12 protein-coding genes are annotated in these 14855 nt (G+C 73.9%); 2 read left to right on the forward strand and 10 right to left on the reverse strand.

Translation table 11 applies throughout. The features are described from left to right. Nucleotides 1–131 precede the first annotated feature (131 nt). A complete protein-coding gene (locus C3486_RS18105) occupies nucleotides 132–1235 on the forward strand; it encodes a citrate synthase 2 (RefSeq protein ID WP_103833757.1) in 1104 nt (367 codons plus the stop codon). Nucleotides 1236–1292: 57 nt separating this feature from the next. Here C3486_RS18105 and C3486_RS18110 read toward each other — a convergent pair whose 3' ends face one another. The 8 genes from C3486_RS18110 to C3486_RS18145 all read right to left on the reverse strand — a co-directional run bounded on the left by C3486_RS18110 (nucleotide 1293) and on the right by C3486_RS18145 (nucleotide 11556). Then, the gene (locus C3486_RS18110) at nucleotides 1293–1898 is read right to left on the reverse strand and encodes a TetR/AcrR family transcriptional regulator (protein ID WP_103833758.1); all 606 of its coding nucleotides are present in this window, start codon (nucleotides 1896–1898) and stop codon (nucleotides 1293–1295) included. Continuing rightward, nucleotides 1886–2656: an enoyl-CoA hydratase family protein gene (locus C3486_RS18115; protein ID WP_103833759.1), complete on the reverse strand. Its 771-nt coding sequence runs from the start codon at nucleotides 2654–2656 to the stop codon at nucleotides 1886–1888. Before C3486_RS18115 ends, C3486_RS18110 begins: the two co-directional genes overlap by 13 nt. Continuing rightward, entirely contained in the window at nucleotides 2653–4236 is a 1584-nt protein-coding gene (locus C3486_RS18120) for an AMP-binding protein (RefSeq protein WP_103833760.1), read from the reverse strand. Before C3486_RS18120 ends, C3486_RS18115 begins: the two co-directional genes overlap by 4 nt. A 90-nt stretch (nucleotides 4237–4326) precedes the next feature. Further along, nucleotides 4327–5490 (reverse strand): acyl-CoA dehydrogenase family protein, encoded by a 1164-nt coding sequence (locus tag C3486_RS18125; protein ID WP_103833761.1) that lies wholly within the window; start codon nucleotides 5488–5490, stop codon nucleotides 4327–4329. A 24-nt stretch (nucleotides 5491–5514) separates the two neighbouring features. Next, on the reverse strand, nucleotides 5515–7365 hold the full coding sequence (locus C3486_RS18130) for a biotin carboxylase N-terminal domain-containing protein (RefSeq protein ID WP_103833762.1): 1851 nt from the start codon (nucleotides 7363–7365) through the stop codon (nucleotides 5515–5517). Between the two features lie 35 nt (nucleotides 7366–7400). Beyond that, nucleotides 7401–8999: an acyl-CoA carboxylase subunit beta gene (locus C3486_RS18135; RefSeq protein ID WP_103833763.1), complete on the reverse strand. Its 1599-nt coding sequence runs from the start codon at nucleotides 8997–8999 to the stop codon at nucleotides 7401–7403. Beyond that, complete coding sequence (locus C3486_RS18140) at nucleotides 8996–10717, reverse strand: acyclic terpene utilization AtuA family protein (protein ID WP_103833764.1); 1722 nt, start codon at nucleotides 10715–10717, stop codon at nucleotides 8996–8998. Before C3486_RS18140 ends, C3486_RS18135 begins: the two co-directional genes overlap by 4 nt. Then, on the reverse strand, nucleotides 10714–11556 hold the full coding sequence (locus C3486_RS18145; protein WP_103833765.1) for a TIGR03084 family metal-binding protein: 843 nt from the start codon (nucleotides 11554–11556) through the stop codon (nucleotides 10714–10716). Before C3486_RS18145 ends, C3486_RS18140 begins: the two co-directional genes overlap by 4 nt. 316 nt (nucleotides 11557–11872) lie before the next feature. On the opposite strand from C3486_RS18145, the gene C3486_RS18150 reads away from it, so the two are divergent. Continuing rightward, entirely contained in the window at nucleotides 11873–12229 is a 357-nt protein-coding gene (locus C3486_RS18150; RefSeq protein ID WP_103833766.1) for a cupin domain-containing protein, read from the forward strand. An 85-nt stretch (nucleotides 12230–12314) separates the two neighbouring features. On the opposite strand, the gene C3486_RS18155 is transcribed toward C3486_RS18150, so the two are convergent. Then, nucleotides 12315–13403: a teichoic acid biosynthesis protein C gene (locus C3486_RS18155; protein WP_103833767.1), complete on the reverse strand. Its 1089-nt coding sequence runs from the start codon at nucleotides 13401–13403 to the stop codon at nucleotides 12315–12317. Between the two features lie 415 nt (nucleotides 13404–13818). Next, on the reverse strand, nucleotides 13819–14718 hold the full coding sequence (locus C3486_RS18160) for a DMT family transporter (RefSeq protein WP_258052848.1): 900 nt from the start codon (nucleotides 14716–14718) through the stop codon (nucleotides 13819–13821). Nucleotides 14719–14855 lie beyond the last annotated feature (137 nt).

A 14855-nucleotide genomic window follows, 5' to 3' on the forward strand; every position in this document is an offset into this window, starting at 1 on the left:
CGGGGACCGCCGGGCGAGCGCGAGCAGTCCAGGCAAGGAGTACCGAGACCGCATCACACGTGACCGCACGGCCCCGACCGCACGGCAGCGTGGCCACGAGCCGCCTCGCCGTCCTTAGCTTGAGGAGCAGCATGTCCGACTTCGTACCCGGGCTCGAAGGAGTCGTCGCGTTCGAGACGGAGATCGCCGAACCGGACAAGGAAGGCGGCTCGCTGCGGTACCGCGGCGTCGACATCGAAGACCTGGTCGGCCACGTGTCGTTCGGGAACGTATGGGGCCTGCTGGTCGACGGTGCCTTCAACCCCGGCCTGCCGCCCGCCGAGCCGTTCCCCATCCCGGTGCACTCCGGCGACATCCGCGTGGACGTGCAGTCCGCGCTCGCCATGCTCGCCCCGGTGTGGGGCCTGAAACCGCTGCTGGACATCGACGAGGCCGAGGCGCGCGACAACCTGGCGCGCGCCGCCGTCATGGCGCTGTCCTACGTCGCCCAGTCGGCGCGCGGCCAGGGCCTGCCGATGGTGCCGCAGAAGGAGATCGACAAGGCGGACACCATCGTCGAGCGCTTCATGAAGCGCTGGCGGGGCGAGCCCGACCCCAAGCACGTGAAGGCCGTCGACGCGTACTGGACGTCGGCCGCCGAGCACGGCATGAACGCCTCGACCTTCACCGCCCGCGTCATCGCCTCCACGGGTGCCGACGTGGCCGCCGCGCTCTCGGGTGCGGTGGGCGCGATGTCGGGTCCGCTGCACGGCGGCGCGCCGTCCCGCGTGCTGGGCATGATCGAGGAGATCGAGCGCACCGGTGACGCGACCGCGTACGTGAAGAAGGCGCTGGACCGCGGCGAGCGGCTGATGGGCTTCGGGCACCGCGTGTACCGCGCGGAGGACCCGCGCGCCCGCGTGCTGCGGCGGACGGCCAAGGAGCTGGGCGCGCCCCGCTACGAGGTCGCCGAGGCGCTGGAGAAGGCGGCGCTGGAGGAGCTGCACAACCGCCGTCCGGACCGGGTGCTGGCCACCAACGTGGAGTTCTGGGCGGCGATCACGCTGGACTTCGCCGAGGTCCCGGCGCACATGTTCACCTCGATGTTCACCTGCGCCCGCACCGCCGGGTGGAGCGCGCACATCCTGGAGCAGAAGCGCACGGGCCGGCTGGTGCGGCCGTCCGCGCGGTACGTGGGCCCGGGCGCCCGCAGCCCGCGCGACATCTCGGGCTACGAGGACATCGCGGCCCGCTGACGGGCGCGCGGCACAGCGCACGGTTCAGGGACGGGCGCCCCGGCAGGGCGCCCGTCCTCATGCGTCCAGCGCCTCGTCCAGCAGCCGCGCCCACTGCGCGACGACCCGCTCGCGGCGGGCCGTGTCGTCGCTGAGCAGGGTGGCGAGGCCGAGCCCCCGTGCCATGTCCAGCAGGCCCTGTACGGTCTCGCGGACGCCGGGAACGCTCTCGTCGGCGCCGAGCAGTTCCACGGCGATGCGGTGCGACTCGCGGCCGACCCTGGCCTCCAGCTCGGTGACCCGGCCGTGCAGCTGCTCCTCGTTGGCCGCGGCGACCCACAGGTGCAGCGCCGCGCGGAAGAGCGGGCCGGTGTAGAGGTCGACGACGGCCGTGACCACCGCCCGGCGGTCGGCGGGCGCCGAGGCGGGAAAGAGGGCGCGCAGCGCCTGCGAGCGCTCCTCCGCCACGTACTCGACGGCCGCGGTGAACAGGTCCTCGCGGGTGGGGAAGTGGTGCTGTGCCGCGCCTCGCGAGACGCCGGCGCGCTCGGCGACGACGGAGACCGTGGAGCCCGCCCAGCCCAGCTCGGCGAGGCAGGAGACGGCCGCTTCGAGGAGCCGGCGGCGGGTGGCGCGGCTGCGGTCCTGCTGGGGCTCCTTGGGCGCGCGGGTCACCGTGCCCATGACGGCTCCCGGCGCTCCAGGAAGGCGGTCATGCCCTCGCGGGCCTCCTCGGAGGAGAAGAGCCGCACGGACTGCTCGGCGAGCGCGTCGGTGTCCCGGTCGAAGGTGCGCAGCACGGCGGCCGAGGTCAGCTTCTTGGACTCGGCCAGGCCCTGCGGTGAGCCCTTGCGCAGCCCCTCCAGTACCGGTTCCAGCGCCGCGTCCACGTCCTCGGCTGCCAGCGTCACCAGTCCCGTGCGGGCCGCCTCGGCCGCGTCGAAGCGCTCGCCGGTGAGGTAGTAGCGGGCCGCGGCGCGGGCGTCCATGCGCGGCAGTACGGGCAGCGAGATGACGGCCGGGGCGAGGCCGAGCCGGGCCTCGGTGAACGCGAAGGTCGCGCCGGGCCCGGCCACCGAGATGTCGCAGGCGGCGAGCAGGCCGAGGCCGCCGGCCCGTACGTGCCCGGTGACCCGGGCGACGACGGGGACGGGCAGTTCGACGATCTCGCGGAGCAGCCGGGCCAGCCCGAGCGGTCCCTCCTCGGCCGCGCCGGACGTCGCCTCGGACAGGTCGGCGCCCGCGCAGAAGGTGGTGCCGGTGTGGGTGAGGACGACGGCCCGGGTGCCGGGGTCGGCGGCGGCGTCCGCGAGCCCCTGGCGCAGTTCGGCGACCAGGCGGGCGGAGAGCGCGTTGCGGTTGGCCGGCGAGTCCAGGGTGAGCGTGCTGATGCCGCGCGCGTGCGCCCGCGGCACGAGGGGGGTCTCGGGTGCGTCGGTCATGAGTCCTGCGAGCTCCTTTCCCGGGCGCGGAGTTCGCGCCGCAGGATCTTGCCGGTGGCGGCGCGCGGTACGGCGTCCGTGAACTCCACCCGCCGGATCTTCTTGTAGGGGGCCACCCGGTCCGCAACGTACGCGATGATCTCCCGCTCGGTGAGCGGGGCCCCCGGTCGCGGCACGACGTAGGCCTTGGGGATCTCGTTGCCGTCGGCGTCGGTCACGCCGATGACGGCCGCGTCGGCGACGTCCTCGTGCTGGAGGAGGACGGCTTCCAGGTCGGCCGGGGCCACCTGGTAGCCCTTGTACTTGATCAGCTCCTTCACGCGGTCGACGACGTACAGCCAGCCGTCGGCGTCGCAGTACCCGATGTCGCCGGTGTGCAGCCACCCCTCGTCGTCGATCATGGCGTCGGTGTCCTCGGGGCGGCCCAGGTAGCCCTTCATGACCTGCGGGCCGCGGATGAGGATCTCGCCGGTGGCGTCCGGGCCGAGGTCGCCGCCGCCGTCCAGGCCGAGGATGCGCATCTCGGTCCCCGGCAGGAGCTTGCCGACCGTGCCGGGCGGCGCGTCACGGGCGTCCCGCGGGACGACGTGGGTGCCGGGCGACAGCTCGGTCATGCCGTACGCCTGGAGCAGCGGCGGCAGCTTCAGCCGCGCGGCGCAGGCGGCGGCCAGCCGGGCGTCCAGCGGCGCAGCGGCGCTGAGCAGGTACTCCAGCGAGGAGAGGTCTCTGCCCTCGACGGCCGGGTGCTTGGCGAGCGCCAGCACGATCGGCGGGGCCACGTAGACGGCGTTGACCCGGTACGTCTCGATGGCGCCGAGGAAGCTGTCGAGGTCGAAGCGGGGCAGGACGACGACGGTGGCGCCCGTGCGGAGCGGGGCGTTCATCAGGGCCGTGTAGCCGTAGATGTGGAACATCGGGAGGACGGCGAGGACCCGGTCGCCGGGGCCCGCGCTGAGGACGCCGTCGAGCTGGACGAGGTTGGTGGCGATGTTGCGGTGGGTGAGCATCACGCCCTTGGGCGCGCCGGTGGTGCCGGACGAGTACGGCAGGCACGCCAGGTCCTCGGCGGGGTCGAGGGTGACCTGCGGTTCGGGGGCCTCGGTGGCCAGCAGTTCCGGCAGGGAGCGATGGCCGGCGGCGCGGTCGCAGACGAACACCTCCGTGATGCCGCCGCACTTCTCGGCGGCCGTACGGGCGGTGGGCAGCAGCGCGGCGACGGTCACCAGCCAGCGGGCGCCCGAGTCGCGCAGCTGCTTGGCCATCTCGTCGGCGGTGGCGAGCGGATGGACGGGGGTCACGGCGGCGCCGCAGCGGGACACGGCGTAGCAGACGACGGGATAGGCGAGGGAGTTCGGGCTGTGCAGGGCGAGGACGTCGCCCTTGCCGACGCCCGCAGCGGCGAAGGCGGCGGCCAGCCGGCGGGTGCGTGCGTCCAGTTCGGCGTAGCTGAGGGTGGCGCCGGTCAGGCCGTCGATCAGGGCCGTGCGGTCGCCGTGCGCGGGGACCGAGCTGCCCAGTACGGCTTCGTGGACTGGCAGGTCGAGGGGGGCGACACCGGGGTACTCGCTGCGGAAGACCATGGACTCAACTGCCCTTCGCTCGGTGGACGGTGACCGGCGGCCGGCTGCCGCGGCTGCGGAGCCGGCCGGTGCTCCGCAGCATGACGGGCCTCAGTAGGACTTGGGGAGCCCCAGGGACTGGTGGGAGACGAAGTTGAGGATCATCTCGCGGCTGACCGGGGCGATCCGGGCCACCCGCGCCGCCGTGACCATGGAGGCGAGGCCGTACTCGGCGGTGAGGCCGTTGCCGCCGAGGGTGTGCACGGCCTGGTCGACCGTCCTGACCGCGGCCTCCCCCGCCGCGTACTTCGCCATGTTGGCGGCCTCGCCCGCGCCCATGTCGTCGCCGCTGTCGTAGAGGCGGGCCGCCTTGAGCATCATCAGCCGGGCCAGCTCGATGTCGATGTGGCACTGCGCGAGCGGGTGCGCGATGGCCTGGTGGGCGCCGACGGGCACCTTCCAGACCTGCCGGTCGCGGGCGTACTCCACGGCCCGGCCGAGCGCGTAGCGGGCCATGCCGAGCGCGAAGGCGGCGGTCATGATGCGCTCGGGGTTGAGCCCGGCGAAGAGCTGGAGGAGCCCGGCGTCCTCGTCGCCGACCAGCGCGTCGGCGGGCAGCCGTACGTCGTCCAGAACCAGCTCGAACTGCTTTTCCGGGGCTGCGAGTTCCATGGTGATGGGGCTGCGGGAGAAGCCGGGGGTGTCGCGGGGCACGATGAAGAGACAGGGCTTGAGCTTGCCGGTCTTCGCGTCCTCGGTGCGGCCGACGATCAGGGTGGCCTCGGCGATGTCGACGCCGGAGACGAAGACCTTGCGGCCGTTGAGTATCCAGCCGCCGGTCTCCGGGTCGCGGCGGGCCGTGGTGGTGATGCGGTGCGAGTTGGAGCCGGCGTCGGGCTCGGTGATCCCGAACGCCATCTTGTGGGAGCCGTCGGCGAGGCCCGGGAGCCACTGCCGCTTCTGCTCCTCGGTGCCGAAGCGGGCGATGACGGTGCCGCAGATGGCGGGCGAGACGACGAGCATCAGCAGGGGGCAGCCGGCCGCGCCCAGCTCTTCGAGGACGAGGGCCAGCTCGGTGATGCCGCCGCCCCCGCCGCCGTACTCCTCGGGCAGGTTGACGCCCAGGTACCCGAGTTTGGCCGCCTCGGCCCACAGCTCGTCGGTGTGCTTGCCGTCGGCGACGACCTGGGTGAAGTACGCGCGTCCGTAGCGTGAGCCGAGGGCCGCGACGGCCGAGCGGAGGGCCTGCTGCTCTTCGGTTTCGATCAGGCTCATGGGTGCTCCTTCGAGGGGTGTCGGTCAGTCGGAGACGACGGCCAGGAGGGTGCCCACCTCGACCTGCCGGCCCGCTTCGGCGTGCAGGGCCGTGAGCGTCCCGGTCACGGGAGCGGTGATCCTGTGCTCCATCTTCATGGCCTCCAGCCACAGCAGCGGCTGGCCGGCCTCGACGGCGGCCCCCTCGGTGACCCCGTCGGCCACGCGGACCACCGTGCCGGGCATGGGCGCGAGGAGGGAGCCGGGCTCCTGCCGGGCCGTGGGGTCGGGGAAGCGGGGCAGTGCGGTGAGGGCGGTGGCGCCGAGCGGGGAGTCGACGTACACCCGGTCGCCGTGGACGGCCACCTCGTACGTGCGGCGCACCCCGTCGGTCTCCAGGACCACGCGGCCGGGCGCGACGGCCACGACCCGCACGCCGTCGGCCGCGAGGCCGCAGCGGGTGTGCCGGTAGCGCACCTCGTGCTCCGCGCCGTCCGCGGTGCGGTACCGCTTGATCTGCGGCTGCGCGTACACGTTGCGCCAGCCGCCGAAGCGGGAGCGGCCGTGCGCGTCGGCGAGGGCGGCGGCCAGCGGTGCGTACGGATCGGGCGCTGCGGCCGTGAGGCCGGACAGGTGGCGGTCGTAGAAGCCGGTGTCCATCGCGGCGGACGTGAACTCCGGGTGGCGCAGCGACCGCACCAGCAGGTCGCGGTTGGTGACCGGGCCGTGGATGCGGGCCCGGGCCAGGGCGCCCGCCAGCTTGCGCACGGCCGCGTCCCGGGTGGGGGCCCAGGCGACGGCCTTGGCGAGCATGGGGTCGTAGTGGATGCCGATGGTGTCGCCGTCGGCGCAGCCGGAGTCCAGGCGGACGCCGGGGACGTCGAGGCGGTGCAGGGTGCCGGTCTGCGGGGCCCAGCCGGCGGCCGGGTCCTCGGCGTACAGGCGGGCCTCGACGGCGTGGCCGCGCGGCTCCGGGGGCGCCGCGGGCAGCGCCTCGCCCTCGGCGATCCGGAGCTGCAGCGCGACCAGGTCGATGCCGAAGATCTCCTCGGTCACCGGGTGTTCGACCTGGAGCCGGGTGTTCATCTCCAGGAAGTGCGCGGTGTCGCCGACGACGAGGAACTCGACGGTGCCCGCGCCGCGGTAGTCGGTCGCGCGCGCCGCCCGTACGGCCATGTCGTGGAGCTTCTCGGTCAGTTCGGGCGTGAGGCCGGGTGCCGGGGCTTCCTCGATGACCTTCTGGTGGCGGCGCTGGAGGGAGCAGTCGCGGGTGCCGAGGGTCCACACGGTGCCGTGCGCGTCGGCGAGGACCTGCACCTCGACGTGGCGCCCGTTCTCGACGTACGGCTCGACGAAGACCTCGCCGTCCCCGAAGGCGCTCGCGGCCTCGGCCTGCGCCGCCGTCAACTCGCCTTCCAGCTCGGCGATTTCCCGTACGACGCGCATGCCGCGGCCGCCGCCGCCCGCGGCCGCCTTCACCAGGACCGGCAGGTCGTCCTCGGTGACCTCGGCGAGCGGGGCGATGCCCATCAGCTCCTTGGCCCGGGTCTTGGACGCCATCGCCTCGATCGCGGCGGGCGGCGGCCCGACCCAGGTCAGACCCGCGTCGGCGACGGCCGCCGCGAACTCCGCGTTCTCGGAGAGGAAGCCGTACCCGGGGTGGACCGCGTCGGCGCCGGCGTCCAGCGCGGCCTTCACGATGAGGTCGCCGCGCAGGTAGGTGTCGGCGGGCGCGTCGCCCGGGAGGCGGACGGCCGCGTCGGCCTCCTTGACGTGCGGCGCACCGGCGTCCGCGTCGGAGTGCACGGCGACGGTGGCGATGCCCAGTTCCCGGCAGGTGCGGAAGACGCGGCGGGCGATCTCGCCACGGTTGGCGACGAGCAGGGAAGAGATCACGGAAGTGTTCCTCGCAGCATTGGTCACGGGAGCCCTCACATCCGGAAGATGCCGAAGCCGCCGCGTGCGCCCTCGACCGGTGCGGTGTGGATCGCGGACAGGCACAGGCCGAGGACGGTGCGGGTGTCGCGGGGGTCGATGACGCCGTCGTCGTAGAGCCGCCCGGACAGGAACATCGGCAGCGACTCGGACTCGATCTGCTGCTCGACCATCGCGCGCAGCCCGGCGTCCGCCTCGTCGTCGTACGGCCGGCCCTTGGCGGCGGCCGAGGCGCGGGCCACGATCGACAGCACGCCGGCGATCTGCTGCGGGCCCATGACGGCGGACTTGGCGCTCGGCCAGGCGAAGAGGAAGCGCGGGTCGTAGGCGCGTCCGCACATGCCGTAGTGCCCGGCCCCGTACGAGGCCCCCATCAGCACGGACAGATGCGGCACCGTCGAGTTCGACACCGCGTTGATCATCATCGCGCCGTGCTTGATGATGCCGCCCTGCTCGTACTCCTTGCCGACCATGTAGCCGGTGGTGTTGTGCAGGAAGAGCAGCGGAATGTCGCGCTGGTTGGCGAGCTGGATGAACTGGGCCGCCTTCTGCGACTCCTCGCTGAAGAGCACGCCCTGGGCATTGGCGAGGATGCCGACCGGATAGCCGTGCAGCCGCGCCCAGCCGGTCGTGAGCGAGGGCCCGTACAGCGGTTTGAACTCGTCGAAGTCCGAGCCGTCGACGATCCGCGCGATGACCTCGCGCGGGTCGAAGGGGACCTTCAGATCGCCGGGGACGATGCCCAGCAGTTCGTCGGGGTCGTACTTCGGCGGCTCGGCGAGCGGGGGATCGGCCTGCGCCTTGCGCCAGTTGAGGCGGGCGACCACCCGGCGGGCCTGCCGCAGCGCGTCCGGCTCGTCGACCGCGAAGTAGTCCGCGAGGCCCGACGTACGGGCGTGCATCTCGGCGCCGCCGAGCGACTCGTCGTCGCTCTCCTCGCCGGTGGCCATCTTCACCAGCGGCGGTCCGCCGAGGAAGACCTTGGCTCGCTCCTTGACCATGATCACGTGGTCGGACATGCCGGGGACGTACGCGCCGCCGGCCGTGGAGTTCCCGAAGACCACGGCAACGGTCGGGATGCCGGCCGCCGACAGCCGCGTGAGGTCCTTGAAGAGCGCCCCGCCCGGGATGAAGATCTCCTTCTGGCTGGGCAGGTCCGCTCCCCCGGACTCCACGAGCGAGACGACGGGCAGCCGGTTGGCGTACGCGATCTCGTTGGCCCGCAGCGCCTTCTTCAGCGTCCAGGGGTTGGAGGCACCGCCCCGTACGGTCGGGTCATTCGCGGTGATCAGGCACTCCACGCCCTCGATCACGCCGATCCCGGTGACCAGCGAGGCGCCCACCTGGTAGTCGCTCCCCCACGCGGCGAGCGGGGACAGCTCCAGGAACGGGGTGTCCGGGTCGAGCAGCAGCTCGATGCGTTCGCGGGCGAGCAGCTTGCCGCGCTTGCGGTGCCGCTCGACGTACTTCTCCCCGCCGCCGGCGACCGCCTTGGCCTGTTCGGCGTCCAGCTCGTCCAGCTTGGCGAGCAGTGCCGCGCGGTTCTCCGCGTACTCGGGGCTCGCGGTGTCCAGCCCCGTGCCGAGCACGGTCACAGCAGTACCTCCGGTATGTCCAGGTGGCGGGCGCGCAGCCACTCGCCCACGGCCTTGGCCTGCGGGTCGAAGCGGGCCTGCGAGGCCACGCCCGCGCCCAGCAGGCCGTCGATCACGAAGTTCAGGGCCCGCAGGTTCGGCAGCACGTGCCGCTCGACGGGCAGCCCCGCGGCCTCCGGGAGGAGCGTGCGCAGCCGCTCGGTGGTCAGCTCGTGCGCCAGCCAGCGCCACGCCTCCTCCGTACGCGCCCACACCCCGACGTTGGCCGCGCCGCCCTTGTCACCGCTGCGGGCCCCGGCGACGAGGCCGAGCGGGGCGCGGCGGACGGCGCCGTCATGCTCCAGGGGCTCGGGCAACGGGGGATCAACCTTGCGCACCAACTCCCGCGTAGTGCTGGGTGGTTCGACGTTCACCCGGCGGCCGTCCGGCAGGACCGCGGTGTGCGTGACCTCCCCCGCCGGTACGTACGCGGCCTCGAAGACGCCGTACGGCGCGCCCTTGCCGGGCGGGGCCGTCACGTGGAAGCCGGGGTAACTGCCGAGCGCCAGCTCGACCGCCGCGCCGCTGATGACTCGGCCGACCGCGTCCTGGTCCGGATCCCGGACCACCAGCCGCAGCAGCGCGCTGGCCTCCTCCTCGGACGCCGCGTCCGGATGGTCGGTGCGGGCGAGCCGCCAGTCCACCTCGGCGGGACGGCGCCCGGCGGCCTCGAAGGCGGCCTCCATCTGTTCGCGTACGAGCTCCGCCTTGAGGTCGACGTCCAGCCCGGTGAGCACGAAGGTGACCTCGTTGCGCCAACCGCCGAGCCGGGTCAGGCCGGTCTTCAGGGTGGGCGGCGGGGCCTCGCCGCGCACGCCGTCGATCCGCACCCGGTCCGGGCCGTCCTCGGTGAGCCGTACGGTGTCCAGGCGGGCGGTCACGTCCGGTCCCGCGTACCGCGCGCCCGTCGTCTCGTACAGCAGCTGCGCGGTGACCGTGCCGGTCGTGACGGCGCCGCCGGTGCCCGGGTGCTTGGTGATCACCGCGGAGCCGTCGGCGGCGATCTCGGCGAGCGGGAAGCCGGGGCGGCGCACGTCGAGGGCGCCGAAGAAGGCGTAGTTGCCGCCGGTGGCCTGGGTGCCGCACTCCAGTACGTGCCCGGCGACGACGGCACCGGCCAGCCGGTCGAAGTCGTCCGGCCGCCAGCCGAAGTGTGCGGCCGCTGACCCGCTGACCAGCGCCGCGTCGGTGACCCTGCCGGTGACGACCACGTCGGCGCCCGCGCGCAGGCACTCCGCGATGCCGCCACCGCCGAGGTAGGCGTTGGCGGTCAGCGTGCCGTCGGGCCAGCCGCCGCGGGCGAGCAGGTCGTCGCCCTCCACGTGTGCGACGCGCACCGGTACGCCGACCTTCTCCGCCAGCTCCCGTACGGCGTCGGCGAGCCCCGCCGGGTTGAGGCCGCCCGCGTTGGTGACGATCCGCACGCCGCGCTCGGCGGCGAGCCCGAGGCCGGTCTCCAGCTGCCGCAGGAACGTCTTCGCATAGCCGCGGCCCGGGTCCTTCAGCCGGTCACGGCCGAGGATCAGCATGGTCAGCTCGGCGAGGTAGTCGCCGGTGAGGATGTCGAGGGGGCCGCCGGTGAGCATCTCCTCCAGCGCACCGAAGCGGTCGCCGTAGAAGCCGGAGGCGTTGCCTATGCGCAGGGGTGCGGTGGGTGGCTGCGGTTCCGGGCGGGTCACGCGGTGGGCTCCTTCGGGGCTGCGGGCCCGTCCGGGGCGGCGGGCTCCTTCGGGGCGGCCGAGCGGGGGCCGCGGCCCGGGCCCGGCGGCCCGGCGAAGGCCTGCGCGATGCCGAGCCACCGCTCGGCGTCCGCGCCCTCAGCCCGTACGTCCACGTCGTCGCGGTGCGCCCGCTGCGTGACCAGCAGGCAGAAGCCGAGCGCGTCGCCGGTCACCCGCTGCGCCGCGCCCTCGGGTCCCCACGTCCAGAGCCCGCCGTCCGGCGCGCGCAGCTCGACGCGGAACTCCTCGGCCGGCGGCGTCAGCCCATGGACGACGTGGGCGAAGTCCCGGGCCCGTACGCCGATGTGGGCGACGTGCCGCAGCCGCGCGGTGGGCTCCCGTACGACGCCGAGCGCGTCGGCGACGTCCTGGCCGTGCGCCCAGGTCTCCATCAGCCGGGCCGTGGCCATCGAGGTGACGCTCATGGGCGGCCCGAACCAGGGCAGCCGGCCGCCGGTGTACGAGGCGAGCGCGTCGTGCAGCGCCTCGCGGCCCGCGCGCCAGTGGGCCAGCAGGTCGGCGGGCGGGCGGCGGGCGCCCTCCTCGGCCCCCTCGTCGACGAAGGTGTCCGGGGAGGCGAGCGCCGCCTCCGCGGCCCGCCGGAAACCGTCCGGGTCGGTGGCCGCGCGCAGCGCCTGCTGGTCGGTCCAGGCGAGGTGGGCGATCTGGTGGGCGACCGTCCAGCCGGCCGCGGGCGTCGGCACCGCCCAGCGGTCGGCGGCGAGCCCCGCCACCAGGCCGTCCAGCGCCTCGCCCTCCGCACGCAGGTCGGCGAGCACCGGGCTCGGGTCGGACACGCTGCACTCCCCTCGTCGCCCCCTGCACGCAAGCGCACAGGGGGAGTTGATGTGTGTGGGCGGTCGTGCGGTGATGCGGGTCCGAGCGTGGCAGCGCACCGTAAACTAATCAAGCATGCGTGCATGATTTTTTTCACCAGCGATTGCGCGCACTGCGCTTTGCGCGCCTGATCAGGCTGAGCAGGCTCGGTTCAGCTCCGGCATGCGCTTACGCGCACCCCCTGACGCCCTGAGTCTGTGCGCAGCTGGGCGGTCGGGGCTCGGTGGGCGCACGATGGAAGGGAGAGGCAGGTCCTGGCAGGAAAGGGGGCCCCTCATGTTGGAGGTCAAGGCGATCGGTGCGCCGGACGAGCGGCGCGAATTTCCGTACGGCCACCTGGAGACCGTCCACCTTCCGGGGCTGGACTTCGCCAAGGCGACCTTTGAGCCCGGCTGGCGCTGGTCGGAGGCCGTGGCGCCGCTCGCGGGGACCAAGAGCTGCGAGGTGCCGCACAACGGCTATGTCGTGCAGGGCCGGATGCACGTCCGCATGGACGACGGCGCGGAGGGCGAAGCAGGTCCCGGCGACGTCTTCGTGATCTCCCCCGGGCACGACGCCTGGGTCGTGGGTGACGAAGCGGTCGTGGTGCTGGACTTCGCCGGGGTGATGGCGCAGCAGTACGCCAAGTCGTAGGAGGTCGTAGAAGGAGTGCCTGCCGGTGCCGTCCGTTGGTGCCGGCACCGGCGGGCGGCACCGGCCCAAGGAAAGGAGAACGCGCTCAGCCGCCGTGTGCGTACAGCGAGAAGCGGCGGCGGTTGACCTTGCCCGAGGTGAAGCCGGCGACCAGGCGGTCGCCGCCGCGGCGGAGGACCGCCAGGCCCTCGGGCTCGCGGGGGCGGAGCTTGCGGCCGGCGGTGGTGCGGACGTCCTGGACGACGGTGCCGGTGCGCAGGTCGATGGCGGCCACGCGGGCGTTGCCGGGGCCGGAGGCGGGGTTGCCGGGGCCGTACGGGCTGCCGGTGAGCTGGTACGCGTAGCTGCCCGACAGGGCGAGGCCCTGGTAGAAGACGCCCTTGCGCATGGGGGGCTGCCGGATGTCGGTGAGCGGCTCGGGCCTGGCGCGCGCGACGAAGTCGTCCAGGTCGTACAGCGCGTACCGGTAGACGCCCTTGCGGCGGTAGCGGAGGAGGAGGCGGCCGGTGGCCATGTCGATGGCCGGCTGGTTCTTGGTGGTGCCCGGCTGCGGGCGGAAGGTGGCCAGCCCGCGGTCGCCGGCGCTCAGCACACGGTTCGGGGCGTAGACGAAGCGGGCGAGGCCGCGGCCGTATCCGGAGGCGGGGTTGACGTCCCACTCCGTCCACAGCAGCGGTGCCTTGCCCGGCCGTTCCTGCACGCCGAGCGAGCCGCCGTGCCCGAAGCCCTTGAGGAACATCCGGTCCTTCAGCCGTCCGGACATGGTCAGGCGGTTCAGGACCAGGTCGCCGCGGGCGACCCGCTGGGCGTGGGTGTACGTCCGCGACTCGCCCTTGAGGCGGACGCCGCCCTGGACGACCTGGAGGGCGTAGACGTAGCCGTTGTCCTCGTCGAACGCGAAGGACTGCAGGACCGAGCCATGAGTGAGCCGCTTCTTCTGGAAGAGTGCGGTGACCGGCCCGGACACGTCGATCAGGCCGCCGGCCGGCACCCCGGGCACCCCGGCGCCGGGAATGCCGACCTCGGCGGGCACCGGATCGACCGTGGGGACCGGCTTGCCGCCCGGCCCCGGCGGGCCGGGGGCCGCCTCGGCCCGGCCCGCCAGCAGCACCGGGCCGCTGAGAACCGCGGCGCCTCCGAACCTGAGAAGTTCCCTGCGCCCGATCCCCGTCATGCCGCGTCGCCCCTCCGTCGCCGTTCATCGCCGTCCCGTACGCGGACCGTTCCGTACGCCGCCGTGTGTGCTGCTGCGTGCGCCGGCGCTGCCTGCGTCGGCACCGCGTACGCCGTCGGCGCCCGAGCCGGCACCACGTACGCCGCAGTGCGCGAGCCGCTGTCCCGTACGCCGTCGTGCCGTACGCCGCCGCGCAGGCCCTCGCGAGCCATCGCGAGCCGTCGCGTACGCCGTCGCCGCGCGCGCCGTCGTTCCGTCCGCCGGCCACGTCTCGTTCCGTGTACGGGGAGACTCGTGACCGGTGACGGACAGGCGCCACACGCTTTTTCCGGCGGCTTCATCCATCCGCCCCCGGCCGCTCACACCAACGGCGGCAGGGGGCGGTGGTCGGCCGGTCCCCTCGGGGCGCGGAACCTCAGTGGCCGGAGCCCGTGGAGCGGACGGCGCCGACGCTCGCGAGGACGACCATGGCGATGGCGGCGATCTCCGTCCAGCCGAGCGCCTGGTGCAGGACCAGGAAGCCGGCGGTCGCGGCCGCGGCCGGCTCCAGGCTCATCATCACCGCGAAGCCGGAGGCCGGGAGCTTGCGCAGGGCCAGCAGCTCCAGGGTGTACGGCGCGACCGAGGACATCATGGCGACGGCGGCGCCCAGCCCGATCGTGACCGGGTCGAGCAGCGCCGCGCCGGCACTGGAGATGCCCAGCGGCAGGCTGAGCAGGGCGGCGACGGTCATCGCCAGGGCCAGCCCGTCGGCCTGCGGGAAGCGCTGCCCCGCACGGGCCGAGAGCAGGATGTACGCCGCCCAGAGCCCGCCGGCCGCGAGCGCGCAGCCGGCGCCGACCGCGTTCAGCCCGTCGAAGCCCTGGCGGCCCAGCAGCGCGACGCCGCCCAGCGCGAGCGCCGCCCACACCAGGCTCAGCGCGCGCCGCGAGGTCACGATGGAGAGGATCAGCGGACCGAGGAACTCCAGGGTGACCGCAGCGCCCAGCGGGATGCGGTCGATCGCCTGGTAGAAGAGCGAGTTCATGCCGGCCAGCGCGATGCCGAAGCCGACCACGGTGGCCCAGTCGCCGCGCGAGTAGCCGCGCAGCTTCGGGCGGCAGGCGACGAGCAGGACCAGCGCCGCGACGACGAGGCGCAGGGTGACCACGCCGAGCGCGCCGGCCCGCGGGAAGAGGAGTACCGCCACCGACGAGCCGAACTGCAGGCAGACGATGCCGCCCATCACCAGCCCGACGGACACCATGCGCCCGCGGGGGCTGTTGGCCCGCTCGGCGCGCCGCACTTCCTCGGAGGCCGGTACCGCTACGGGCACCGCGCCCGCGTCGGACGCCGCGAGCTGCGGGGGCTCGGCCGCGTCGGTGAGACCTGCTGAGGAACGGGGGCGCGCGCCGGCCTGCGAGCCGGTCTGGGGAGACGAGTGATTCACGTCCTCCACGCTACGGCTCGCGC

This window comes from Streptomyces sp. Ru73, assembly GCF_002920575.1.
Classification (GTDB): domain Bacteria; phylum Actinomycetota; class Actinomycetes; order Streptomycetales; family Streptomycetaceae; genus Streptomyces.

Coding starts and splice junctions, on each gene's coding strand:
- C3486_RS18105 (WP_103833757.1), top strand. CDS start 132: ATGTCCGACTTCGTACCCGGGCTCGAAGGAGTCGTCGCGTTCGAGACG.
- C3486_RS18110 (WP_103833758.1), bottom strand. CDS start 1,898: ATGGGCACGGTGACCCGCGCGCCCAAGGAGCCCCAGCAGGACCGCAGC.
- C3486_RS18115 (WP_103833759.1), bottom strand. CDS start 2,656: ATGACCGACGCACCCGAGACCCCCCTCGTGCCGCGGGCGCACGCGCGC.
- C3486_RS18120 (WP_103833760.1), bottom strand. CDS start 4,236: ATGGTCTTCCGCAGCGAGTACCCCGGTGTCGCCCCCCTCGACCTGCCA.
- C3486_RS18125 (WP_103833761.1), bottom strand. CDS start 5,490: ATGAGCCTGATCGAAACCGAAGAGCAGCAGGCCCTCCGCTCGGCCGTC.
- C3486_RS18150 (WP_103833766.1), top strand. CDS start 11,873: ATGTTGGAGGTCAAGGCGATCGGTGCGCCGGACGAGCGGCGCGAATTT.
- C3486_RS18155 (WP_103833767.1), bottom strand. CDS start 13,403: ATGACGGGGATCGGGCGCAGGGAACTTCTCAGGTTCGGAGGCGCCGCG.